Annotated in this window: 20 protein-coding genes; all 20 read left to right on the top strand. The window is 46.9% G+C overall.

Translation table 11 applies throughout. The annotated features are described in order from the left end of the window. The first annotated feature begins 4 nt into the window (after positions 1-4). The 20 genes from V1L65_RS03935 (at position 5) to V1L65_RS03840 (ending at position 26585) form a co-directional block, all read left to right on the top strand. On the top strand, positions 5-1105 hold the full coding sequence (locus V1L65_RS03935; RefSeq protein WP_331697763.1) for an NADH-quinone oxidoreductase subunit D: 1101 nt from the start codon (positions 5-7) through the stop codon (positions 1103-1105). Beyond that, positions 1105-2118, top strand: a complete 1014-nt coding sequence (gene nuoH, locus V1L65_RS03930) for an NADH-quinone oxidoreductase subunit NuoH (protein WP_331697762.1) — start codon at positions 1105-1107, stop codon at positions 2116-2118. Before V1L65_RS03935 ends, nuoH begins: the two co-directional genes overlap by 1 nt. 19 nt (positions 2119-2137) lie before the next feature. Next, positions 2138-2587 (top strand): NADH-quinone oxidoreductase subunit NuoI, encoded by a 450-nt coding sequence (gene nuoI / locus V1L65_RS03925; protein ID WP_331697761.1) that lies wholly within the window; start codon positions 2138-2140, stop codon positions 2585-2587. Then, positions 2588-3106, top strand: coding sequence for an NADH-quinone oxidoreductase subunit J (locus V1L65_RS03920; protein ID WP_331697760.1), 519 nt, complete (start codon positions 2588-2590; stop codon positions 3104-3106). Further along, on the top strand, positions 3107-3409 hold the full coding sequence (nuoK, locus tag V1L65_RS03915) for an NADH-quinone oxidoreductase subunit NuoK (RefSeq protein WP_331697759.1): 303 nt from the start codon (positions 3107-3109) through the stop codon (positions 3407-3409). A gap of 5 nt (positions 3410-3414) precedes the next feature. After that, on the top strand, positions 3415-5292 hold the full coding sequence (nuoL, locus tag V1L65_RS03910; RefSeq protein WP_331697758.1) for an NADH-quinone oxidoreductase subunit L: 1878 nt from the start codon (positions 3415-3417) through the stop codon (positions 5290-5292). Beyond that, on the top strand, positions 5292-6920 hold the full coding sequence (locus V1L65_RS03905; RefSeq protein ID WP_331697757.1) for a complex I subunit 4 family protein: 1629 nt from the start codon (positions 5292-5294) through the stop codon (positions 6918-6920). Before nuoL ends, V1L65_RS03905 begins: the two co-directional genes overlap by 1 nt. Positions 6921-6924: 4 nt before the next feature. Continuing rightward, positions 6925-8529: an NADH-quinone oxidoreductase subunit N gene (locus V1L65_RS03900; RefSeq protein WP_331697756.1), complete on the top strand. Its 1605-nt coding sequence runs from the start codon at positions 6925-6927 to the stop codon at positions 8527-8529. 114 nt (positions 8530-8643) lie between these two features. Further along, complete coding sequence (locus V1L65_RS03895; protein WP_331697755.1) at positions 8644-8853, top strand: hypothetical protein; 210 nt, start codon at positions 8644-8646, stop codon at positions 8851-8853. A gap of 253 nt (positions 8854-9106) precedes the next feature. Continuing rightward, positions 9107-12232 carry a S8 family serine peptidase gene (locus V1L65_RS03890; protein WP_331697753.1) on the top strand — a complete coding sequence of 1042 codons (3126 nt, stop codon included), beginning with the start codon at positions 9107-9109 and terminating at the stop codon, positions 12230-12232. Positions 12233-12362: 130 nt separating this feature from the next. Continuing rightward, positions 12363-12593 (top strand): DUF1146 domain-containing protein, encoded by a 231-nt coding sequence (locus tag V1L65_RS03885; protein ID WP_331697752.1) that lies wholly within the window; start codon positions 12363-12365, stop codon positions 12591-12593. 319 nt (positions 12594-12912) lie between these two features. Then, a complete protein-coding gene (gene murA, locus V1L65_RS03880; protein WP_331697751.1) occupies positions 12913-14325 on the top strand; it encodes a UDP-N-acetylglucosamine 1-carboxyvinyltransferase in 1413 nt (470 codons plus the stop codon). A gap of 787 nt (positions 14326-15112) precedes the next feature. Continuing rightward, positions 15113-16897, top strand: a complete 1785-nt coding sequence (locus V1L65_RS03875) for a polysaccharide deacetylase family protein (RefSeq protein ID WP_331697750.1) — start codon at positions 15113-15115, stop codon at positions 16895-16897. A 129-nt stretch (positions 16898-17026) separates the two neighbouring features. Continuing rightward, positions 17027-18268: a DegT/DnrJ/EryC1/StrS family aminotransferase gene (locus V1L65_RS03870; RefSeq protein ID WP_331697749.1), complete on the top strand. Its 1242-nt coding sequence runs from the start codon at positions 17027-17029 to the stop codon at positions 18266-18268. 39 nt (positions 18269-18307) lie between these two features. Beyond that, positions 18308-19327: a dienelactone hydrolase family protein gene (locus V1L65_RS03865; RefSeq protein WP_331697748.1), complete on the top strand. Its 1020-nt coding sequence runs from the start codon at positions 18308-18310 to the stop codon at positions 19325-19327. Positions 19328-19364: 37 nt separating this feature from the next. Further along, on the top strand, positions 19365-20306 hold the full coding sequence (locus V1L65_RS03860; RefSeq protein WP_331697747.1) for a carbohydrate ABC transporter permease: 942 nt from the start codon (positions 19365-19367) through the stop codon (positions 20304-20306). Positions 20307-20320: 14 nt separating this feature from the next. Further along, entirely contained in the window at positions 20321-21157 is an 837-nt protein-coding gene (locus V1L65_RS03855) for a carbohydrate ABC transporter permease (RefSeq protein WP_331697746.1), read from the top strand. 106 nt (positions 21158-21263) lie between these two features. Beyond that, entirely contained in the window at positions 21264-22637 is a 1374-nt protein-coding gene (locus V1L65_RS03850) for an extracellular solute-binding protein (protein ID WP_331697745.1), read from the top strand. A 512-nt stretch (positions 22638-23149) separates the two neighbouring features. After that, positions 23150-24958: a sensor histidine kinase gene (locus V1L65_RS03845; protein WP_331697744.1), complete on the top strand. Its 1809-nt coding sequence runs from the start codon at positions 23150-23152 to the stop codon at positions 24956-24958. A gap of 1 nt (position 24959) precedes the next feature. Further along, a complete protein-coding gene (locus V1L65_RS03840; RefSeq protein WP_331697743.1) occupies positions 24960-26585 on the top strand; it encodes a response regulator transcription factor in 1626 nt (541 codons plus the stop codon). Position 26586 lies beyond the last annotated feature (1 nt).

Genomic DNA, 26586 nt, shown 5'->3' with positions numbered 1-26586 from the left:
GCCTGTGATACGGACGGAAGAGCTGTTGCTTAATGTCGGTCCGCAGCATCCCAGCACACATGGCGTATTTCGAATAATCGTCAAGCTTGACGGAGAGGTCATCACAGAGGCGACGCCTGTTATGGGGTATTTGCATAGAGGGACAGAAAAGATTGCAGAAAGCTTGAATTATACACAAATTATTCCTTATACAGATCGCATGGATTATGTATCAGCCATGACGAATAACTATGTTCTGGTTCATACCGTAGAAACGATGATGGGGCTGGAGATTCCATTGCGCGCTGAATTTATGCGGCTTATCGTAATGGAGCTGCAGCGGGTCGCCAGCCATTTGGTATGGTGGGGCACTTATTTGCTTGATATGGGAGCGATGAGTCCGTTTCTATATGCTTTTCGCGATAGAGAAATGATCATCAATATGTTCAATGAGCTGTGCGGCTCCAGGCTTACTTATAATTACATGAGAGTTGGCGGCGTGAAGTGGGATGCTCCGCCCGGCTGGATTGACAAGGTGCGCGATTTTGTTCCATATATGGAGAAAAAGCTGGACGAATATGACCGGCTTGTTAGCGGCAATGAGGTATTTCTGGCGCGAATTAAAGGAATCGGCCAATATGACGCCGCAACAGCGATTGATTACGGGCTGTCGGGCGCAAACCTAAGATGCACGGGCGTAGATTGGGATTTGCGCAAGGCTGAGCCTTACTGCTTGTATGATCGGTTTGAGTTTGACGTTCCGCTTGGCCGCAATGGAGATTGCTACGACCGTTACCGCATACGGCTCGAAGAAATCAAGCAAAGCCTGCGCATATTGCGGCAGGCATTGGAGCAGTTTCCTGAGGATGGGCCAACGATGGGAAAAGTTCCGCGTGTTATAAGGCCGCCGGAAGGGGAAGCGTATGTGCGCATAGAGTCCCCGCGCGGCGAAATTGGCTGCCATATTGTATCGAAGGGCAAGGCAGAGCCGTACCGCTTGAAGTTCAGAAGGCCGTCCTTTATTAATTTGCAGCTGCTGCCCAAGCTGCTTATTGGCGAGACGATGACTAATCTTATTACGATTCTCGGAGGCATTGATATCGTGGTTGGGGAGGTCGACTGCTAATGGGAGATCTGCTGGACGAAGCGATGACTTGGGGCAATGCAGCTATTATTTTTTTATGGGTTGTCGTATTTCTGTTACTTGTGTTAGGCTTCGTTACATACGCTATTTATTTCGAGAGAAAAGTAATCGGCTGGATGCAGCTGCGTAAGGGGCCGAGCCGGGTAGGACCGCTTGGGCTATTGCAAACGGTCGCTGATATAGCCAAGCTGCTGATGAAGGAGGATGTTATTCCGAGGAAGGCAGATCGGCTGCTTTTTATATTGGCGCCTGCTCTTGCTTATATTCCCGCGTTCTCCGTACTGGCTGTGATTCCCTATACACAAAACCTGTATTTTGCAGATTTGAATGTAGGCTTGCTGTATTATGTAGCGTTGTCGGGAATTACGACACTGTCTATGATTATAGGCGGCTGGGCTTCCAATAATAAATATGCGCTGCTAGGCGGCATGCGGTCCGCCGCTCAAATGATAAGCTATGAAGTGCCGCTTGTCATATCTGTTACAGGCGTCATCATGCTGAGCGGCAGCTTGAATCTGAGAGAAATCGTTGCAGCGCAGGGCGGGGGCTGGTTTTGGAATTGGCATTTGCTGCCCCAGATTATCGGCTTTTGCGTATTTTTTATAGCTGCGCTGTCTGAGCTCAATCGTACGCCATTTGATTTGCCTGAAGCGGAATCGGAGCTTGTAGCAGGCTATCATGTCGAATACAGCGGCTTTCGCTTTGCATTCTTTATGCTCGCCGAGTATGTCTATGTGTACGCGATAGCAGCGCTGACTACGGTGCTTTTCCTTGGAGGCTGGCATGCTCCTGCGCCGTTTTTAACATTTATCCCGCCTATTCTATGGTTTCTTTTGAAGTTTCTCTTTATCGTCTTCTCATTGTTTTGGATACGGGCTACGTTCCCGCGTGTCCGGGTCGATCAATTGATGAGCCTGGCATGGAAGGTGCTGCTGCCGCTTGCGCTGCTAAATGTACTGGTAACGGCTGTTTATATGGAGTTATGGGTGAAATAGGGATAAAGGAGGAGAGACAATGAATGGGTGGATGAAGGGGCTTGGCGTTACGTTCAAATCTATGACCTCATCAAAAGTTACGACGTCCTATCCCGATGTACCTTTTGAAATGCCGGACCGCTTTCGCGGTATTCAGCATTTTATACCCGAGCTGTGCATCGTATGCAATCAGTGTGCGCGCATTTGCCCTACCGATTGCATTACGCTGACAGGCAAGGCTAACCCTGACCCGGAGAAACGGGGCAAAGTTATTGACACATTTGATATTAATTTTGAAATTTGTATTTTATGCGATTTATGCACCGAGGTATGTCCGACTGAAGCTATTGTTATGACGAACCACTTTGAGCTGGCTGCATACAGCCGTGATGAGCTGTACAAGGATGCGCAGTGGCTGTCTGACAACAATACGCTAGTGCGCCAGGATAACAATAATATTGGCGCGCCTAGCAAAGGAGGCGCCAAATAATTGTTTAATATAGCCAATACGGGAGAGCTGTTCGTATTTTTTCTCTTTTCGGTCATGACAATAGGCGGCGCAGTGCTTATGCTCAGCTTAAATAAGGTTGTTCATATGGTGCTTTCCATGTCGGCTGCTTTTATCGGGCTGGCAGGCATATTTATATTGCTGGATGCTGAGTTTGTGGCGTTTGTACAGGTGCTTATTTATGTAGGAGCTATATCCATTCTGATGATATTTGGAATGATGATGACCAATCACAAGCAGGACAGCGAAATACAGCCCAAGGTGCTATACGAGGTATTATGCGCAGTTGGCGCGCTATGCTTGTTTGGCCTATTGTTTTTTGTGATACGCACGACAGAGCTGCCTGAGCCTGCTGTGGCCCATTATGAAGGAGATCAGACCTTCTCCATCGGGCAGCTGATTTATACCGGTTATGTTATTCCGTTCGAGCTGCTGTCTGTTTTGCTTACAGTTGCTTTTATCGGTGCCATTGCAATTGCCAAGAAGGAGGCGGATGAGTAAATGCTATCCTCCTATTTGACGCTTGCTGCCATATTATTTTGTATCGGCTTATATGGTGCCCTGGTACGGCGCAACGCAATAATCGTGTTGCTGTCCATTGAGCTTATGCTGGGCGCGGCTAATCTTAATTTAATCGCCTTTTCCAAGTATGGGGTTGTCCCCTCCTTAACGGGACATATTTATTCCTTGTTCACTATAACAATCGGTGCGGCGGAAGCCGCAGTTGCTATCGCTATCGTAATTGCGCTGTTTCGGGCGCGAGGAACCGTACAGGTTGATGAATTCAATGCGATGAGGAGGTAAAGCGGATGACAGAAACATACTCCCAATCAGCTTGGCTAATTCCGCTGTTTCCACTCGTAGCTTTTCTAGCCTTGATGGCGCTCGGCAAAAATAATAGAGCGGCGGGGGTGCTCGTCGGAACAACGGCATCCTTGCTTTCTTTTCTATTATCCTTGCTAGTGCTAGTTGAGCGCCTTAAGCCAAACGCGACTGAATACAGCTATGATATCAGCTGGCTGTCAGTGGGGCAGTATTCGCTGCGAATCGGTTTTGAAGTAACGAATTTTATAGCTTTGATGCTGGTCATGGTATCTTTGGTAAGTCTGCTGGTACATATATATTCTGCAGCCTATATGAAGCGTGACGAGCGCATAACGGTGTTTTACAGTTATTTGTCGCTATTCGTTTTTGCAATGCTCGGCCTTGTATTGTCTGATAATCTGCTGACACTTTATATTTTCTGGGAAATTGTCGGCGTAAGCTCATTTTTGCTTATTGGCTTTTGGTTTGCCCGACCGGCTGCCAAGGCTGCAGCAAAAAAAGCGTTTATTGTAACTAGAGTTGGCGATGTCGGGCTGCTGCTCGCGATCTTGCTGCTGTTCTGGTATATGCCGGACCACTCGCTCAGCTTTACGATGCTGCAAAGCGTGTTTGAAGGGCAGACGGGCACGATTACGACGAGTGTGGCAACGGCTGCGGCACTATTGATTTTTTTGGGCGCGATCGGCAAATCAGGCCAGTTTCCGCTTCATATTTGGCTGCCGGATGCAATGGAAGGGCCAACGCCGATAAGCGCATTGATTCATGCTGCCACTATGGTTGCGGCAGGCGTCTTTTTAGTAGCAAGAACGTTTGATATATTCGAGGCTTCGGCTATCGCAATGCAGACGGTTGCTTATGTTGGCGGCTTTACGATGCTCTTCGCAGCCGCAGTCGCGCTTGGCCAGAAGGACTTGAAGCGAATTTTGGCTTACTCTACGATTAGCCAGCTTGGACTTATGATGATGGCGCTGGGTCTAGGCGCGCTTACAAGCGGCGTGTTTCATTTGCTCACACATGCCTTTTTCAAGGCATTGTTATTTTTAGGAGCGGGCTGCATTATTCAATATGCCGGCACTGGTAATATTTTTGAGATGGGCGGACTTGGGCGTAAAATGCGGCTGACAGCCTGGACTTTTGCTGCAGGAGCGCTGGCTCTGTCAGGCATTCCGCCATTTTCAGGCTTTTGGTCGAAGGATGCTATTATGGCGGAAGCTTGGCAGAGAGAGCCGCTGTTGTTTTTTGCAGGCGTTATCGCAGCTATGCTAACAGCGCTTTATATGACCCGATTATTTGTAATGGTGTTTATGGGCGAGGAAGCGGCAGGCCTACGGAATGACGATCCGGCCAAGCCTTCAGGTGCAATGACGATTCCTTTGGTTGTGCTGGCTGCTATAACGCTGGCTATTGGTTTTGTTGAGACGCCTTGGAAGGGCTGGTTAGGGGAATGGCTGAGTTTGGGCGATTCAGCAGCTGCTCATGGGGGAGGGGCATTCCCGTATATCGCTTTTCTAAGCTCTATATTAGCAGGGTTGGCAGGGATATATTTAGGCATCAAAATGTATGGCGGCAAAAAAACAGCGCCGACTTCTCCGTTTGGCCGCGTTTTAGAAAACGGGCTGTATATAAATGAATTTTATCAATATGTGATCGTGAAACCGTATCGCGGCGTAGGCAATGCCCTCCTGCTTTTTGATAAAGGCATCATTGGCGGAATTGTGCAGCTGTTTGGCTCTTTCGCTCATGCAGCTGCCAGATGGATTTCAGCCCTGCAAAGAGGGCAGGTTCAGGCTTATGTTCTGACAGGCTTGATCGGCGCAATAATTATTGCTGTAATTATGATCGGAAAGGGGCTGTTGTCGTAATGGAGCTTCAGCAATTTCCGGTATTATCGATTTTGTTGCTACTGCCCTTGCTGGGACTTATCGTTGTGCTTGCTATTCCCAGCCGAAGCACGAAATGGCTGCGCATAGGCGCTGTAGCTGCTGCTATGCTGCCGCTGGCTTTATCGATATGGCTTTATGTGGATTATGATAAAGTACAGGGCCATTTTGATTATAGAGAGCAGGTCGATTGGGTGTCTGTTCCACTCAATACAGAGGTGCTCTCGGAAGTTGGCGAAGCTGAATTTTCATTCCAGTATGCGGTTGGCATCGATGGCATGTCGCTGTCGCTGCTTCTTCTGACAACAATAGTTACCGCGATGGCAGGACTGGCTGCGGTACAGATCAAAAAGCGCCGTAAAGCCTTTTATGCTTGGTTTTTTATATTGGAATTCGCCATGCTTGGTGTGTTTATGGCGCAGGATTTATTTTTATTTTTTATCTTTTTTGAAATTACGTTGGTCGCCGCTTACTTTTTAATTGGCATTTGGGGCTTCTTCAATCGCGAGAAAGCTGCCAACCAGTTTTTAATTTATAACGGCATAGGCTCTGCTGTAATGCTGGTTGCTTTTGTTATTTTAGTGAACACGGCCGGTTTTCGCATAGAGGATGCAAACGGTGTGCTTCACATGGTATACAGCGGCAGCTACAGCACGATTATACAGCAGCTGTCTGATCCGGCAGCCTGGGCAAATATGTCGCCTGTTCAGGCAGGCGGAATCAATCCCTTTTACTTGACCGATGGCATGAAATGGACGATGTTTACGCTGCTGCTTATTGCTTTCGCTATTAAGCTGCCTGTTTTCCCATTCCACACCTGGATGCTGAAGGTGCATAAAGAAGCGCCGCATCCCGTTGTTATGATCCATTCGGCTATTTTGCTCAAAATGGGCGCCTACGGCTTGCTCCGCTATGGCGTATTATTGTTCCCCGAGCAGGCAAAGGCCGGTGCGCTGACACTTGCTATTCTCGGTCTTGTCAATTTGCTGTATGGCGCATGGCTTGCCTTTAGGCAGCAGGATTTCAAGCTGGTTCTAGCCTATTCATCGGTCAGCCATATGGGAATCGTGCTGCTTGGCATCGCTGCTATGAACGAGATTGGCATGCAGGGAGCCATTGTGCAAATGGTATCGCACGGGCTTATTTCCGCCCTGCTGTTTCTCATTGTAGGCACGTTGTATGAGCGTACGGAAACGACGGAGCTGAGCAAGCTGGGTGGGCTCGCGCGCAGCATGCCATTCATGAGCGGCATGCTGCTGGTGGCCGGTCTTGCCTTGGCAGGCATACCGGGCTTGTCGGGCTTTATAGGCGAGCTGCTGGCTTTGCTTGGCGTCATGGAGAGCATGAAGCCGGTAGCTATAATCGGCGCTGCAGGCTTGGTTCTCACGGCTGTCTACGTGATGCGCAGTGTTCTCCGCATCACTTACGGCAAGCAGCCAGAGTGGCTTGCCGCCAAAAAGGATGTGCGGCTCATTGAAGCGCTGACGATGATAATACTGCTTTCATTCATTGTATTGCTTGGCTGCTATCCCTCCGTATTGACGGATAAGCTTGATTTTAGCGCTACAGCTTATATACAGCATCTATTAGCGCTGCGGACAGGAGGGTAAGGAGATGAAAGATGGACAATTGCCAGTACCGCTGAACTGGTCGGATCTCTATTATCTAGCTCCTGAGCTGATCGTCAGCGCCATGTTTATTTTACTAGTCGCAGTTGATTTGCTATTGCCCTCCCGCAGCGGAAGAAGGATGATAGGCTGGTTGGCGTTAGCCGGGCTTGGTTCTGCTATCGGCGTTATCATTTACGACCTTTCAAAGCGCTTTTCAAGCTCTGAAACGGCGCAGTCAATCGAGCTGCTCGGCGCGACCTACCGGGTTGATGATTTCGGCGAGTGGATGAAGCTGATTATTTTACTAGCGGTTATGCTAATCCTTCTATTGGGAATCGGATCGTATCGGCAGGAGCAATATGTTACAGCTAGGGGCGAGTATTTTTATATGCTGCTGCCTGCCGCGCTAGGTGCGATGATGCTGGTCTCGTCCGGCAATCTGATTACCCTTTATGTTGCTCTTGAGCTGCTCGGCATATCGAGCTATGTTTTGATCGGATTGCGCAGGAAGCATGCTCTGGCCGCGGAGGCTGCCTTTAAGTATGTAGTAACAGGCAGCATCGCTTCAGCCTTTATCTTGTTCGGCCTGTCTTATCTATATGGCGTAACGGGATCTGTCGAGCTGCTGGCGATGCAAGAAGCGATGCCAATGGCTCTGCAGCAATACGAGGCGTTCGTGTATACGGGCTTTGCGTTTATGCTTATAGGGATCTTTATTAAGGTTGCTGCCGCTCCGTTCCATGCATGGGCACCGGATGTGTATCAGGGAGCATCGACGCCTGTAGCTGCTTTTCTGTCAGTCGTAGCGAAAGCGGCTGTGCTTGGGTTTGCATTGCGTATATTGTACGCTGTGCTGCTTCGGGCAGGCTATGGGTTATCCTCAACTGCAGAGCAGGATTTATTCAAAATCGTACTTATTATTGCAGCCATTGCGATGCTCGTTGGAACGATCGGCGCGCTGCGACAATGGAATGTGAAACGGCTGTTAGCTTATTCCGGCGTTGCCAATGCAGGTATTCTGCTCGTTCCGATCGGCATCTCCATTTCGCTGGTCCATAGCAATAATTTGAACGAGTTCATATTTTATCTGGTTGCTTACATGCTGATGAATGTGGGCGCATTCGCTGTATTGACTGTAGTGAGCGAAGCGGCAGGCCATAACGAGCTGCGGGGCTTCGCCGGCATGTACTATAGAGCTCCATGGACTGCCGTTGCAATGATTTTAATCATATTATCCCTTGCAGGCTTGCCTGTTTCCGGAGGGTTTTTTGGAAAGCTGTTTATTTTATTAGGAGCAGCCAGTGTGAAAGCTTATTGGCTATTGGCCATTATGGTGCTGAGCAGCGTAATATCTTACTATGTGTATTTTGGCATCATCCGGCAAATGTTTATGCGCAGCGCAGGAGCAACCGAACAGCAAGCTGCTGAAAAACATAGCGGGCGAGAAAGTGTCCAGGCAGATGGCCGTATTCATATTCCAGTCACGACAGGCATCGTTATATGGTTCTGTGCAGCGGGCAGCTTGCTGCTTGGTTTGTTCCCTGGGGCATTGATGGCGATTATTGATCCTATCGTGCAAATATATTTTGATCTTAGAGTAAATATGTAGCGGCATCCCGAAAAAATATAAGCGGCATAATCAATTAAAAGTGCTAAATATCACTTCGCTTGGTTGCGTCTTGTTTTATGATAAAGACATAGAACAGATGAGGGAGCGATTCACATGACTGAAGCTGCAGTAACTTATGGTTTATTGCAATATTGTTACAATTGTCCGGATGCTATGAATTGCTGGAATGAAGAGATTTGCCAGAAATGCTGGGAAGAAACTGGAGCGGTGCTTGCTCCGCCTGCAAATAAGGAAAACAAAATAAAAGAAGGCGCTGTTGATGCAACGACAGCAGAGCAGCTTCGCCGCTATTGGATTGATTAACTTGGCTTTGCATATTTATAGAAGCTGAACGCTTGAGAGGAAATTCTTTCTCATGCGTTCAGCTTTTTTGTTGTCATATGAGTGCTAAACGCTCTAGTTATTCCAGTTAGGTCTTAAGACTCATTGGCGCGAAATATAGGGTGTCTTGTCGGCTAACTATTGGAAAAAAGAAGGTATTTGCCGCTTTTTGAACGAATTATTTTATAGTAGTAAATCTATTAACCTACTAAAAACAAAAGGCAGATTACATCATATGAATAAAGCAAAATATTTTTATTTTCGTTTAATTGCAGAGTGCTGTTTATTTAAGAGCAGAGTGAAAGGAATTAGAGCTGTGCTTCAGCAGCCTGGCGCTTCGCTACGCCGCGTGGTGCTCATGCTCCTCATTTTTGCCATGCTATTTGCCGGGGGCTGGCCTGGGAGTAACGTCACTCAGGCGGCTACACCTTATAATGCGGCCGAGGCAGCAGAAGGAGTTCAAGAAGCACAGCCGCAAAGCTGGCTGCTCAAGTGGGAGGATGCGGCTCAGGCCCGTGCGCTTGATGGCGTTAAGGTGCTGGGCAGGCAGCCGGAGACAGCCGTAGAGGTTATTTGTCCTGCCGATAGCCATGTCCATGTGCCGGATTGGCTGGAGCGCCTGGAGCGAGAGCCAGGCGTCGCTTACGTGCATCCGAATTATCGTGTTCATATTTTGCAAGCAGAGCAGGAGGAAGCTCAGTCAAATACAAGTGACAAGCCAGCACAGCTGGAAGGACAACAAGCTAATGATTTCGAACAAGCTGAGAGCAAGCCTGCGCATCAGAAGACTGCAACAGGCGCCGAGCCTTCGCTTAAGAACGAGGTACAGCTGTCCCAAGCAGCAGCGCTCTCAGCAGTGCAAGCAAATGCAGGAGCATTTTCCGCTAACGATCCTTTTTCGCCCAAGCAAAGTTATTTGTCACAAATTGGGGCACGCAAGGCGTGGGAAACCGCCCGGGAGCAAACGAATATAACTATTGCAATCGTTGATACGGGAGTTGACTTGAATCATCCTGATCTGAAGGCCAATCTGGTCGAGGGGTACAATATTTTATCACCTAAAAAACCGCCTATGGATGATAACGGGCACGGGACAGGTGTAGCAGGAGTACTTGGAGCAGTAGGCAATAATGGCCTTGGAATTTCGGGGATATTGTGGAAAGCAAAGCTAATGCCTATTAAAGCGCTTGATCATCATGGCGACGGGACGGAGCAGGATTTAGGTGAGGGCATATTGCAGGCTGTGCGCAGCGGCGCCAAAATCGTAGTGCTGTCCGTAGGCTTGTATCGTTATTCGCCTTATATGGAGGACATTGTAAAGTATGCAGAGAGCAAGGGGGTTTTGCTCGTAGCCGCTGCGGGCAATGATGGTTTGCTGCTGGGCAGCAAAGTTGCAGTCAAATACCCGGCCGCATATCCAACCGTGTTTGCCGTCGGCGGTGTCAAGCCTGACAATACGGCTGATTCGAGAACAAATAGCGGACCTGAGCTGGATATAGCAGCACCCTGGAATGTATATACGACAGGTCTTGGCGGAGGTTACCGCAAGGATGAAGGAACGTCGCTTGCAGCGCCGCAGGTTGCAGCGGCGGCAGCGCTTGTCTGGGCGCAGCATCCAAAGCTAGAGCCCTATGAGGTGCGTGAACTGCTTCGTCAAACCGCCAGGGATATCGGTCCAGCCGGACATGATGAGTTATCCGGTTATGGACTTTTGCAAATCGACAAGGCTGTAGCAGCAAAATTGAAAAAGGATGCATATGAACCGAATAACAGGAGCACAGAAGCTGCTAGGCTTCCTTTGCAATCCTATCTGGTTGCGGAGCTGACTGCTCCTAGCGATCAGGATTGGTTTTATATTGACGCTCCGGCTGCCGGTGAAATTGTGTTAAAATATGAGTCATTGGCTGCTAAAGAGCAAGGCACTCAGCCTATTCGCATTACTCATGTCGCAGGAGGGAAGGTACAAAGCTCTGAAAATATTAAACTGGCTTCCAAATCGTTAACGATTTCTGTATCTGAAGGAAAGCAATATTTTCAAATCGCTTTTGCAAACCCTAATAATACGGCTAGCATTCCTTACATGCTGACGAATACTTTTTTACCTGCACCTGATCCTTATGAACCGAACGACAAATCTTATGAAGCATATAATTTGCAGCCTAAATCGCAGGTTATTACAGGCAATTTTCATAAAAAAGCAGATCGTGACTGGTTTGCTATCCAATTCACAGAAAACGGCAAGCTGCAGCTTAATTTAAGCACCGATACGGTTCGAATAGATCCGGGGCTTGCGATTCAAAGAGCAGGCGGACAGCTTATGACGTATGATACCGAAGGAGAAGGAGCTGCTGAGAAGTCCCCGGTCATTTCGGTTACGCCGGGCAAGTATTTAATTCGCGTTCATAACGCTATTTCTACAGAAGCAAGCCCAACCTTAGGCACCTATACGCTTGCAATCGAATATACAAAACAGTATAGCGATCCTAATGAGCCCAATGATAAGTCGTATCAAGCGTTGACGATTAAGAGCGGCACTGAATATATTGGCGTATTCGACACGAAGGCTGATGTCGACTGGTTTCAATATCGTCTGACAGAGCCGGGGACGGTCTCGCTGCAGATGTCCGATATCCCTGGAAATGCGATTGTAACTTTGGAGCATTACGATAAAACATTGACAAAATTGCAAACAACGCAATCAAAAAGCGGCGGCAAGCTGCAAACGAGCGAACAAGTAATGCAGCCGGGCGTATATTATGTTAAGCTGGTGTCAAGCCAGGCTTTTGACAGTCAATATTACAGCTTTAAGCTGCAGGTGGAGCCGTTGGTGGCGGGCTTTAGCGATATAAGCAGCCACTGGGCCAGAAAAGAAATTGTCAGCCTGGCAGACAGAGGGATTATTAACGGCGTAGGCAACTATCGCTTTGCTCCTGACCGTTCTATTACACGGGCGGAAGCAGTGGCCATGATTGTCAAAGCCTATAATCCAGTACCGAGGCAATCAGGAAGCCGCAAATTTTTAGATGTCCAATCTACGCATTGGGCCAATGGATATATTGCAAGAGCGGTCCAGCAAGGCTGGATTAATGGCTTCCCTGACGGCAGCTTTAAGCCGGACCGTCCGATCACGCGGGCTGAGATGGCAGTCATTATCGGCAAAGCGGAAGGAATTAAGCCGCTTACGCCATATTCGCGACCCTTCAGTGATGTCGCTGTAACGGATTGGCATGCCTCGATGATTTATGCCATGAGGTCCAGTGGTAAGCTTACAGGCGTTGAAGCTAATGTATTTAAACCGGATAAACGGGCAAGCCGCGCAGAATTTACGGTACTTTTGTATCGGTTTTATGTACAAAAATAGGCTATACGTCGTAGAGACTTATGAAAAAAAAGTTTTTAAAGTATGTTTAGGGTTTATATATGATTAATATATCTGTTATTCATTGCGCTATAATGCATCGTATGGACATATATGGAAAGAAGGAGCAGTTATGAGTGTTGGAGTCGCTGGATTATTTGCAATCGTTGTAACCCTGCTTTGTATTATCCTCGTCTGGGTGTTGTTGCAGGATGTAAAGTGGGATCGACTGTTTCGTTTTCCGCGCGGAGCCAAATCCAGAATGTTCCAAGTTGTAGTCGCCGTCATTATAGGCCATTTGCTAGCACAGTTTTTTTTGCAGTATTGGGATTACACTGTCATGCTAAAAAGCTTGGTGGAATAACTATAGCGAAAGTTGTCAACAATGGAACTACCTAGCTTTTAAAATTTGCTGAAATTAGTCGAATATTTAAAGATCAACTCCGTTTTGGTCGAAAGGCATAATGTGCAAATAAAATGAGCTTGTCGATTAGTGTAACTGAATGCTAAAATGGAATTTAGGTTTAAATTAGGATTATTTAAGTTGATTAGCAATCGAACCTGAGATAAGGTTCTTAGTATGCACGTCCAGCTACATAGAACGGATTCCTGCAATATAATGGAAACAGCTTCTCTGGAACAGGATGGCAGAATAAAATGCTACTCGCGGAGGGAACAGAAAGATGACTAAAATTATCGTCCGCGGAGGTCAGCGACTACAAGGGACAGTCCGCGTCAGCGGAGCAAAAAATGCAGTCTTGCCCATACTAGCTGCCTCATTATTAGCGACGGAAGGTGACAGCGTCATCCATGACGTACCCCTTCTCGACGACGTTATGACGATTCAGAATGTGCTTGAAAGCTTAGGAGCACAAATTTCTTTCAATAATGAAACGATGCGGATTTCCGTGCCAATTATTCATGCCTATGAAGCGCCTTATGAGCTGGTTCGCAAAATGCGGGCATCCTTTCTTGTTATGGGACCGCTGCTTGCCCGAATAGGCAGGGTGCGCATATCATTGCCTGGAGGCTGCGCAATAGGAACGCGTCCTATCGACCAGCATTTGAAGGGCTTTGAGGCGATGGGCGCTGAGATTACACTTGGACAGGGCTTTATCGAAGCCAAAGCGGCTAATCGTCTTAAAGGCGCCAAAATTTACTTGGACGTAGCAAGCGTAGGCGCAACCGAAAATATTATGATGGCGGCTGCTTTGGCAGAGGGCACGACCATTATTGAAAATGCTGCTAAAGAGCCGGAGATTGTCGATCTTGCGAATTATATTAATGCAATGGGCGGCAAGGTTCGCGGCGCTGGAACAGGTATGATCCGCATTGAAGGCGTCGACCGTATGCATGGCGCCAAGCATAATGTCATTCCGGACCGTGTTGAAGCAGGCACTTATATGATTGCTGCTGCCATTACAGGCGGCGATGTATTTGTTGAGGGAGCGATTGCTGATCATCTTACTCCAGTGATTTCAAAGCTGCAGGAGATGGGCGTTGATATCGAAGAAAGCGACAATGGTCTTCGTGTGCGCGCTGGCAGAAAGCTTAAATCGGTAGATGTCAAAACGCTGCCGCATCCAGGCTTCCCTACTGATATGCAGTCGCAAATGATGGCGCTGCTGCTTGCATCTGAAGGAACAAGCGTCGTTACGGAAACTGTGTTTGAAAATCGCTTCATGCATGTTGAAGAATTCAACAAAATGAACGCGCAAATTAAAGTGGAGGGACGTTCAGCCGTTGTAACTGGCGGGGTTCCGCTTATTGGCGCCAAAGTATGCGCTACAGACCTGCGTGCTGGAGCTGCGCTTATTTGTGCCGGGCTGCGTGCTGATGGTGAAACAGAAGTAACTGGCCTGCACCATGTAGATCGCGGTTATGTGGATATTACAGGCAAGCTGGCTGCTCTAGGCGCCGATATTTTCCGCGTGGAAACAGAACCTGTTGCAGAAAGTGCTGAAGCTGCTGCTTCGATTCCAACTGCCGACGTTGTTCAGGCGGCGGAAGAAATGGTCGAGGATAAAGCTGATGCCGTCTATGCCAAGCGGGATAAGGATGTTGCTGTATTGAAGGTACAGCCGTCTTGGGCATAATTTTTAGCCAATGCTATGTAAACACTATAATATTGCAATGGAAACTGCTGTTTCCTGCCTTTAAGGCAGGACCAGCAGTTTTTTTATTTTTAAACGTTTGGTTCATACGCTAAAACTAACTTTTTTGAAACAAGCACTCACGCGCTCAAGCTAACTGTATTTCCTCAGCGTGTTGAAAAAGCTCCGCAGCAGCTTAATAGCCGGGATAACAGACCTAAGCAGTAAGCGGGAAGCCTAAATAACCGAGCAAAAGTCGTAATGCCATCTGTTTAGAATTGTAACGGAACTGAGAGGCTCTATTTAGCAAAAAAAAGGTGTTTTAAAACTGTAACGGAACTGTGGAGCGCTATAGGTGATCTTTTCTCCGCTTAGTAGTGATTTTGAGTAAATAAGGTTTCTCAGTTCCTTTAGATTTTAGAATAAGCTGATTTCCGTACAATAGCGTGCCCAAGGAGACTGTCGATTAATTGGATATAGCAACAAGCAATAGAAAGAGGTGCCACTGCGATCAAGATTGGGATTCCAACCGCTGTTGCAGTCCAATTATTTTGATGAAATAACCCCTGTAAAGGATAAAATCGGCCTACAAAGGCTGCCGCTGCCGCTTCTCCATTCCCATTCTTGCTCTCCGTTCCCCCTTCTCATTGCTTATCCATCGTTGCCCACAATTAATCGACACCCTCCCAAGTTCCGTTAGCGTTTTTCAACGGCCTGATTTCCTGTACTTAGTTTTAAGAAATTTGGCGTTTTTATAATTCACGGTAAATAGCGCACGAGAGTCCATCCGTTGCAGAAGAAATTTAGAGGAGAAGTAAAAATATTTTTAAATCGGTCAACGCAGTTTCTTATGGCGTTTTCTGCGGTTTGCTACAATGACTGTACTTACCAACAGAAGAAGGTGCTTGCGTTGAAAATGGCTAGTGTAGTCGTGCTAATCGACTCTGAATCAAAAAAGAAGCGCCATAAATATGGGCTGAATGTATTCGAGCTTTATATAGAAGAAATACTTGCGCATGCAGGTATTCCGTTCCGCACCATTACAGAAATAAGCGGGCTGGATACATGCGATGCCGATATAGTGATAGCCTCTGTCACGGCAGAGGATGAGGAGACGGCGGGGCGACTTTGGAGCTATGCAGACAGCGGCGGTGTTTTGATCTCATACGGTGGCTTGCAGGCGCTTGCAGAGCGGCTCGGCGTTCATAAACGTACGCCAGCAGAGACAGGCTACGCGCTGCTGCCAGAATACGAGCTTGCGCCAGTTCCGCTTCGTTATTTGCGGGCTGAGGCGTGGCATACCGAACAATGCGCTGCCGCTTATGGCTCGCTGCACCGTATATCACCAGATGCTGTAGAAGTTGGAGCGCTTCTGCAGCAATGGCAAGCTGGCAGCGGTGCCATCCATCGCTGGGCAGTTGATATTCCAACAACCGTAGCCCAGCTGCAGCTAGGAACCAAGCCAGTGCTGGCTGATGGTATTCCTGCACCGGATGGAACGGCTGCAATTAATGAAAATATTTTGAAGGCTGATGACGGTATAGAACTGGACTGGCAATTGGACCGCAAGCATACAGATACTGGCATGCCGTATTTTGCATATCCATATGCCGATTACTGGAGACAGCTGCTAGTATCGCATCTGATCAGATGCGCGTTAGACCGCGGGCTGACGCTTCCTTTCGTCGGACAATGGCCAGAAGGTACAGAGCAAGTAGCACTTATTTCGTTCGATAGCGATTTTAACATAGATGAAACGGCGAAAACGACACTCGATGTGCTGCAAAAGCTGAATGTGCCGTCCACCTGGTGCATGATCGAGCCAGGGTACAGCCCGGCTATTTATACTCGCGTGCTGGAGGAGGGCCATGAGCTTGCTTTACACTACAACGCGTTAGAGAAAGAGGATGGCGTGTGGGGTGCTGACGCCTTCAAGCAGCAGCTGGAATGGGTTCGTGCGGCGACCGGTGTTAATCCGATTGTATCGAATAAAAATCACTATACGAGATACGAAGGCTGGGGAGAGCTGTTTAAATGGTGCGAGGATAACGGCATAGCGGTCGATCAAACAAGAGGGCCTACGAAACGGGGCAATGTAGGATTTCTATTTGGCACTTGTCAGCCTTACTTTCCGATAAGCTGGTTCGATGAGCAAAATCGTTTGTACGATGTGCTTGAAATTGGTTTTGTTACTCAGGATATGAATCATCCGGCCTTGTCAGATACATCGATTGTTGAGCCGCTGCTGGAGCAGATCGCGAAGGTGGGCGGGGTTGCCCATTTCCTATTCCATCAAATTCATATTCATGAGAAGGAGCCTGTGCGCAGAGCGATCGGCGAGCTAGTAGAGAAGGCAAGGGAGCGCGGTTATAGCTTCTGGACGTCTCAGCAGGTGAATGACTGGCAGCGCAAGAGACGAAAAGTTCGCATTACAGGCCTAAATAACAGCGGAGAGGTGCAGCTTGAGTGCAGCTCCGTCAAGCAGCCGGTTATCGTATGGGTACCTGCCTCGGAAAAGCAAGCGGATATGTCCTATTTGTACGGTATCCCATGTGTGCAGCAAGTGTTTATATAAAAGAGCCAGTATTCATTTTAAGCATGTCCAGAAAGGTTTCTGACGCATTTATTTCGTCGGTCAATATGCCTGTCCAAAGGACAGCAAAGTCGTTTATCGTTTTTTACTCAAAAATGGGAGGCGGACAAAATGATTAACACAAATGAAAAATTAGCTATTAATGGCGGCAGCAAAGTAAAAACAACCCCATTCGGAACAGGCAAACGGTTTGGATTCGAAGAAGTAACCGAGCTGGTAGAGGCGTTGAATCAAAATACGCTGTTCTATCACTTTGGAGCAAAGGTGAAGCAGTTTCTGAAAGATTTCAATGAGCTGTATGGCGTGCGCTACAGTGTGGCTACTTCTTCCGGAACGGCATCGATTCATGTTGCATTAGGCGCTGCAGGCATAACGGTAGGCGATGAGGTGATTACAAGCCCGATTACGGATCAAGGGACGCTCGTCGGCATTTTATATCAAAATGCAATTCCAGTGTTTGCTGATCTCGATCCGCACACCTACAATATGGCCCCGGCATCTATTGAAGCAAAAATTACGCCTCGCACGAAAGCGATTGTCGTCGTTCACCTTGCAGGAAATGCTGCGGATATGGATGCGATTATGGCGATTGCGCGCAAGCATAACCTTAAAGTGATCGAGGATTGCGCACAAAGCTATTTGACCCGCTATAAAGGAAGACTTGTCGGAACGATCGGCGATTATGGCTGCTTCAGCACTAACGACTTCAAGCATATATCAACTGGCGACGGCGGCGTAGTAACGGTGAACTCGGGAGAGGAAGCCGATTACCATGTTACACATGCCTTTGCCGACAAAAATTATCAGCGCTTCGGCAGCAGCGTGCAGCGTGATTTGCATGCGCTTGCTCCAAACTATCGCATGACAGAGCTGCAGGGCGCAGTAGGCATTGCCCAATTGAAGAAGCTGGAGCATATTTGCGGACAGCGTCAACGCTATGGAGACCATATTACTTCAGGCATTGAAAACTTGCCGGGAATCCAGGTGCATAAGGTAGAACCGGGCAATGATTGCACGTACTGGTTTTATATGCTCAGGCTCGATATTGAACAATTGACCTGTACGCGCGCCGAGTTTTGCGCAGCGCTGGAAGCCGAAGGAATTCCGAATATGGCAGGCTATATTCCTGACGTTGTATATATGCAGCCTCTATTCCAGAACAGAACAGCATATCCTGGCTCGCATTTTCCGTTCGACCTTACAGGCATTACTTACGGGCGCGGGTTATGTCCAAACGCTGAGAGCATTTTGCAAACGGCTGTGCGTCTTCAAGTAAATGAATTTTTTACAGAGCAGGACATCGAGGATATGATTGCCGGTATTGCAAAGGTTGCTTCCTATTATAAAAAGTAGACGTATATGCGAGCGTTGCAGTGTGAGGGGGGAGTAAACATGGAAGTATCCGACGAGAAGCAAGTGGGACTGCGTTCCCTAATAGAAGGTTTGCAGAGCCAGGAAGAATGGGCTCACAAAAGAGCCGAAATCAAGCAAAGATGGCTGCATGTAATGGGCGGCCTGCCGGAGCGGGAACTTGTTTCTTATGAACGGCTGGCAACTGCGGAGGAGGCTGGCCATACACGCCATCATATTCGTTACAGCACGGCATATGGCGATCAAGTAACTGCCTATATGCTAATCCCTCATACTGCTATGCCGCCAAATGGCTTTCCTGCTATTATAGCGCTGCATCCGACGGCGAATTCAGGCAAGGATGATATTGCGCTCCGAAGTGGAAGAGAAGGCAGAAGGTATGCGTTGGAGCTAGCTGAGCGAGGTTACGCAGTATTGGCGCCGGATACGATTACTGCGGGCGAGCGCAAAGCGAACGGCGAGGAGTTTTTTCATACCGCTTCATTCGACAGGCAGTATCCAACCTGGTCCGCAGTAGGCAAAATGCTTGTCGATCATTTGTACGGCGTCGATTTGCTAAGCAGCCTGGCTGAGGTGGATGCGGACAGAATTGGAGCTATTGGTCACTCGCTTGGCGGCTATAATGCTTATTTCCTGGCTGGAATGGATACAAGAATTAAAGCTGCGGCGGTCAGCTGCGGCTTGTCTACCTTCCAAGGAGATCCAGACCCTAATCGCTGGGGAAAAAGAGACTGGTTTTCGCATCTGCCGCAGCTGACTGAGCTAAGGGGCGAAGGGCTGATCGATTTTGACTTTCACGAAATTGCGGCTTTGGCGGCTCCGGCCCCATTATTTTTTTGGATCGCCCAGCAGGATCAATATATGCCGCACTGGCAGACGATTGGAGAGGCTGCGGAACAGCTGCACCAGCTTTATGATTATCTGGGCGCTGGAAGTCTGTTTCAGTCGTATATCGGCACGTCGGCACATGATTTTCCCGATGAGATGCGCAGCCTGGCATACCGCTTTTTGGACCGCATGCTGGCGCAAGGGGCGCATTAAGTCGTCTTGAATAAAGAGTGCGAGGTGAACGAGCTAAATGAGTAATCCGTTACAACCACAACAAACTGCGCTTGCAGTTAACAAACGCAAACGGTTCAGCAAAACGAAACTGGTTGAAAATTTATATGGCTATTTCTTTATATCTCCCATGCTGATCGGCGTAACCTTATTGACGCTGCTGCCAATCATCATTTCCTTATTTCTCAGCTTTACGGAATGGAACTTCCTGCATGGCTTTAAACGCATAGAATTTGTAGGCTTGCGGAATTTTGAGCGTTTGCTGGCTGATGATCTGTTCTGGAAATCACTGACTAACAATGCGATTCTTATGCTGGTCGTTCCAGCAACTTTAATTATTTCTCTCTTGCTTGCTGTCATTATTAATAAGCATGTTTATTTTAAAGACATGTTCAAAGTTATTTATTTTATGCCATACATCTCCAGTCTTGTTGCTGTCGCTATGGTTTGGCAGGTGCTGTTCCATCCGTCCTATGGGCCGGTCAACAATGTGCTGGCATCGCTGGGCATGGACAGTCCGCCCAAATGGCTGGCTGATGTACATTATGCGCTGCCATCAGTCATGATGATTATGGTGTGGGTTGCGATTGGCTATAACTTAATCATTTACATTGCCGGTTTGCAGGCTATACCTCAAGAATTGTATGAAGCTGCAGAGATTGACGGCGCGAAACAAAGGCAGAAATTTTTCAGCATTACGCTGCCGATGCTTTCGTCCACTACTTTTTTCTTATTGATTACAGGCATTATCGGCACGTTTAAGGTGTTTGATATTATTCAAGTGCTTACGAAGGGCGGGCCTGCAAATTCTACATCGGTTGTCGTGTTCCAGCTTTATGAAACGGCGTTCATTCATCTGAAGATGAGCTACGCCTCGACGATGGCGCTTGTCCTGTTTCTGACGATTTTTATCATTACAATTATTCAATGGTTTAGCCAGCGCAAATGGGTGAACTACTAGGGAGGAGGTCAACTATGGAAACTGGCAAATTGCAAATGAGCAAGCTAGCAGCCACCATACTGCTTTTTGGGTTAGGCTTGATCTTTCTGCTTCCCTTCCTGTGGATGGTATCTACCTCCTTGAAGCCTGAGGCTGATGTGTTCAAGTATCCGATCGAATGGATTCCGACTAACTGGAGGGCAATTGAAAACTACAAAGAGGTATGGCTCGGACAATATCCATTATACTTATACTATTGGAATTCAATTAAAGTGACGCTTGCAACTACGTTCGTTTCTGTACTATTCTCATGTATGGCAGCTTATGCTTTTGCAAAAATTGAGTTTAAAGGAAGCAACATCGCGTTTATGATTGTACTTGCTACGTATATGATACCGAATCAGGCGATTCTTGTGCCGCAATTTATTATATTCCGCGAGCTGCAATTATTTGATACACATCTTGGCCTCGTTGTGCTGAACTGCTTCAGTGTGCTGGGGACGTTCCTGCTGCGGCAATTTTTTATGGGAATCAATAAAGAGTATGTAGAGGCTGCTAAAATAGACGGAGCGGGACATTTCCGCATATTTGCCATTGTCGCTATCCCGCTGGTCAGGCCGGCGATCGCGACGTACGGTATTCTTCGCTTTATATGGACTTGGAATGACTACCAAAACCCGCTTATTTTTCTGCGATCGGAAAATCTGCTGACCTTGCAGGTCGGAATTCGCAAATTTGCTGATGCCTACGGAGAATTTTATTCTCTTATTATGGCCGGCTCTGTAATTGCTATTGTGCCGCTGCTTATTATTTTTATAATCGGACAGAAGCATGTTATCGAGGGTTTGTCGCTCGGCGGAGTAAAAGGCTGAGTAGTCAAAAAAATTCAGAACAAGTCAAATAAGTTGACTTTCATAGGAGCGTTTTCTTGATAGGCTGTATGTAAAGCGGTTACATTCTATTTTAGGGGGAAATACATTGAGTAAGAAAAGATGGATATCTACCGTATGCTTGATTATGGCGATTGTCATGCTGGCAGCCTGCTCCTCCGGCGGAGGCGGCACGCCTAGCCCAAGTGAAAGTCCGAAAGGGCAAGCTTCGACTGGAAATGGAAGTTCAGATGGCAAGCAGGTAAAGATTAAGTTTCATGCCGATGGTATTTCATTCAAGCAAGAGGATCTAGCGCCTATCATCGACAAGTTTCAAGAATTGAACCCTGGCATTTTAGTTGAGTTTGTACCTTTAAATGAAGCAAGCGCTGCTGACAACGTAAAGAAGATCGATTTGCTGGCAGCGTCCAATGAGCAGCTTGATGCGATTCTGCTGCCGGATGCCCGCAGCTATTCGCAGCGTGCAGCTAATGGCTTGCTCGAGCCTCTTGATGAATTAATGAAAGCAGAAGGTCTTGTGTATAACGATGAATACAAGATTGATACAGCGATTGAAGGTAAATATTATGGTTTGCCAGGCTCCTTCAGCCAGTGGTTTGTGATTTTGAACAAAGAGCATTTGGATGAAGCTAAGCTAGAGGTACCAAAAGATTGGACTTGGGATGAATATTTAGCTTATGCGAAGGCTATGACCAAAGGGGATGGCCCGAACAAGCGATATGGGACCTACTTCCATACCTGGATCGATTATTTTGTGTTAGGATTATGGAATCAGCCTACTCAAGGCGATTTGGTGCTGGCTGACCACACCGTTAACGTGGATCATCCCGGCGTTAAGAAATCGCTTGAAATCCGCTATCAAGCGGAGCATGTAGACAAATCGGTAACACCGTATCCGGAAATTATTTCACAAAAACTTTCCTATCGTCCTCTATACTTTAACGGGCAAGCGAGCATGCTGCCGATCGGCTCCTGGATGATCGGAGAAGCAGGCGGTACGAATGAATTTACTGCTAACTTTGAAACCGTTTTCGCTCCAATGCCTAAAAACAGCAAGGAAGATCCTGATGGCTATACCGCTATGAGCTCCAATTTTGTCGGTGTTGTCTCGACTTCCAAGCATAAGGAAGAAACGTATAAATTCCTGCGCTTCTTCACGACTGAAGGACTTCCAATGATGAAAAAGTATTTGTCATCCTGGAAGAAGGAAGATACGGCTGCTGCGATTGACGTTCTCATCCAAGCTTCCAAGGATCCTTCTAAGGTAGATAAAGAGTCGCTGCTGTACACGCTCAATGCTTCAAAGGCAACTACAAGAGATATTCCGGTTGCTTATACGGAAGAAATCAACAAAGCATATATGGAGCAATTCGAGCTTATGCTTTTGGGCGAGCAAAATGTAGAGGAATCATTAGCTAAAGCCAAGGAGCAAATTGAAAAGGTAGTAGCTAATAATAAATAGCAACAGCTCAATAAAATAGAATAGACGATCGAGGCAGGGGAGTGAGCAGATGTGCACTCTCCTTCTGTTATAACTCAACGTTCGCAATGCGATTGCCCATCGAGTTGGCTTGCTTCGCCGCAGAGTAAACCGAGCAATGATGAACTTCTAAGGGTTGCCACAAACGCTATTTGTGCAAAAATGACAGCTCAAATTTTCTAACGGTCGCTATTGCGCTTAATTTCCCAAAAAGCACTGATTTTGCTCAATAAATGGTGCAATAGCGCCCATGACAACCGTTATAATATTAATTTGGTCAAGAACATCGAAATAGCCTCGCTGGCAACCGTTAACGCAATTTTGACAGTTGATTGTAGGATATGTGTTACGAAGCGGCTGCATGCTAGGCATTATTTGTGCCCCTGACTTCATGAGTCTGGGGGTTTTGTTTCCTGTATCATCGGTAGACGTGCCTTTCCAAAAGGACGGCGGAGCCGTTTCGCCTTTAAATCAACAACAAAGAGGTCAAACTTATGAAGCAGAATTCATCGATGCGTCGTGTCTCACTGCGCCAGAAGCTTATCCTATCCTCGATCCTATGTCTTATGCTGCCTGCTGTTATTACCCTTATCGTATCCAGTGCCAATACTAAGAGCGTCATTCAGCGCCAAGCGATTGATAATGCGCTAGGTTCGCTAGAAGTAATTGACCGCTATATTGAAAATATGGTTAATAAAATGCTGTATGTCACTAACTTTGTCCAGTTCGATAGTGAGATTCAATCCATTGTCAGGCAAAAATCAAAAGCCGATATAGACGACAGCAAAGCGCAGTTTGTTGTCGATTATTTTAACACCAAAAAAATTACCGAAAAGCTGAACAATGTTTCTTTCCCTGGAGAAAGAACGCATATTTCAATCGTTTTAAATAACGGAACGACCTACACGAATTATACGAACCTGCTTTATGATGCTGCACAGATCGTGCATGAGCCCTGGTTTAAGCATTTAAATGATATCCATTCTTCTTACAACTACTGGATTGGCACGCATCCTGCCTATTTGGAGGATGACCGCGAGGAAGGCCGTTATTATATTACGATTGCCCAAACGATCAAAAGCTTCTCCTCAAAGCCGGATGGATATTTGATCGTCAGCTTGAGCGAAGAACAAATCAGCCATATATTTCCTAAAAATAAATCCAATCATGAGTTTATGCTGCTGGATTCTAACGGCACGATACTTTCTCATATGGATGCAAGCCAAATTGGACAGCCATTTTCTCACTTTGATGAAATAGATGAGCAATCAAGCTCCAGCATTATTAAGGTAGGCCGTGAAAAATTTCTGTTGCTTGACCGTAAGCTATCGATATCGGACTGGAGATTGGTGAGCATGGTGCCCTACCAGGAGGCGCTGTCGCAGATCAACGCAGTGCAAAGTACGAATGTTATTGTGCAGGCGCTGTTCTTTATTCTGTTTTTGCTCATTCTCGTTACGTTGGTCAGACAATTTACTAAGCCGATCTTTAAGCTGAGCCGTGCCGTATCGAAGGTAGAGTCAGGCAATTTGCAGTATCGCACCCGTATGCAAGCAAGTGATGAGATTGGCCAGTTGGGGCAGTCCTTTGATCAAATGCTCGATAGGATCGAGGAGATGATTCATCAGGTTACGCTGGAGCAGGCAGGCAAACGCAAGGCGGAGCTGGAAATGCTGCAGGCGCAAATCAATCCGCATTTTTTATTTAATGTGCTTAATTCGATCCGGCTGAAGATCAAGCTGGGCGGCGATGATAAAAATGCGGCTTTAATCAGCTCGTTGTCCTCCTTGCTGCGCATGACGATTAACCGTAACAATGAATTCGTTACACTTCATGAGGAAGTAGAAACGGTAGTACATTATTTTAAGCTGATGAATTTCAGAACGAATGATTCGAACGAGATTCATATCGATATATTGCCAGAGACAGCGCTGATCGAAGTGCCGCGTTTCGTTATACAGCCGATTATTGAAAACTCGCTTATACATGGACTTCAGGATCATTCAGGGCTTATTTCAATTACGGCCCATAATGAGAATGGCTGCTTGCATGTTCAAATAAGCGATACAGGCCGCGGCATGAACGGGGAGGAGCTGAGTCAGCTTCTTGACAGGCTGGCTTCGGATAAGCAAGCGGCTGCAAAAAAGGAAGAGGTTCATAAAGGGCTGTCAGGCATAGGCCTCAAAAATGTATTTGAGCGGTTAAAGCTAATATATGGCGAAGATTTTCAATATGTAATTGAAAGCAAACTAGGCTTAGGGACGATAATTACTTTGAAAATACCTTTAAGGCGTGGTGAATAGCATGCTTAACATTATGCTGGTAGATGATGATTTTCCTGTGCTTGAATATTTGCTGCAGGCAGTTCCCTGGTGCTCGCTAGGCATGCAGGTACAGGGCTGCTATGAAAATGGCTTGAAGGCTCTGGCTGCCGCAGAGGAGCAGCTGCCTGATATTTTAATTACCGATATTGGCATGCCGCATATGAACGGGCTTGAGCTGATTCAAAAAATGAAGGAGCTGCAGCCGCGGCTGAAGGTGGCCATATTATCGTGTCATAATGAATTTTCTTATGCGCAGCAGGCAGTGAGGCTGCAGGTAGACGATTATATTTTAAAAGAAACAATAGAAATAGAGTCCGTCGTCGCGCTGCTTCAGAAGCTTGCCGCACAGCTTAAGGAAATGGATAAGGAAAGCGGCCGTATTAATCGGCTGCAGCAAATGAAAAACGAAAGTGCGTATTTGCTGATGGACAAATTTATGAACGCTTTGCTTTATCATCCGCCTCTATTTCCTGAACGGCTTGCCGAGCAGGCTAAAGATAATGGTATCGATTTTTCGAGAACGGCCTATATTCCTGTCGTTTGCATCATAGACCGATACGAGGAGGCTAAGAAACGGTTCGTTTCTGCGGACAACTTTACATTCGCGATAGGTAATGTGATTGAGGAGCTGACACAGGGACCGGAGAAAGTTGCTATATTTCGCCATTCGTCAGGCAAGGTTATATTGCTTTTCCCTGCTGACTATATGAAGCATCGTCATTATGGCGTCTATGAGCGGGAGCAAATGCTTGGCAATATTCAAAGGGCGCTTACTAAGTTTTTGCGGATTCATGTTTCGTTCGTAATTGGAGGCGAAGCAGGCGACGAAATAATGCTCAGAGAAAGCATTTTACAGCTGCTTGCTCATGCAGTGGAGGCGCGTTTCTATTCAAAGCCTGGCGTGCTGATTTGCACTCGTCCTGCACAATATTCCAGTGAGGATCTATATATTCACTATGCAACAGCGCTTAATCAATTTATTCAAATTGCAATCGAGCAAGCTGCGGACCGCGTTGGTGCCGTTATTAGCTGCTGGGCTGATTTTATAGCGGGCAAGCTTTATGAGCCGAAAACGGTTAGAGAATGGTTTTTGAAAATTATGATGGATTTGCAGCTGAAATTTAAATCGCTGCAGCATTTCCGCTCAGATTATACGCTGGAGGTGCTGCATCAGTCTGTGCTGAATGCCGAATCGCTGGACCAGCTGCTGGAAATGGTTGCTTCAGTTCTGAACAGTACTTTTCCGGTTATGGATAAGGTCTATATGCAAAATCAGCGTAAAGAAATTACAGACGCGCAGCTTTATGTGATGCGAGCTATCAGCAGAAGAGTGACACAGGAAGAGGTTGCAGATTATTTGCATCTGAATCCGAGCTATTTCAGCAGGCTCTTTAAAAAGGAGACGGGCGAAACGTTTGTAGAGTTTACAACGAGAACAAAGATGGAAAAGGCCAAGGAGCTTATTGACCAAACGGCAAGCACGGTAGAGGAGCTTGCTGAGAAGCTTGGCTATGATAATAAAAGCTATTTTTTGAAATGCTTCAAAGCGTTCACAGGCTTTACGCCGAGCGAGTATGCCAGAAAACAAAGAAGCAATCAGATTTAGG

It is taken from the genome of Paenibacillus sp. IITD108 (assembly GCF_036541265.1).
GTDB lineage: Bacteria > Bacillota > Bacilli > Paenibacillales > Paenibacillaceae > Pristimantibacillus.
Note: the sequence above shows the minus strand (reverse complement) of the source record. Positions and strands in the feature narration are given on the sequence as shown.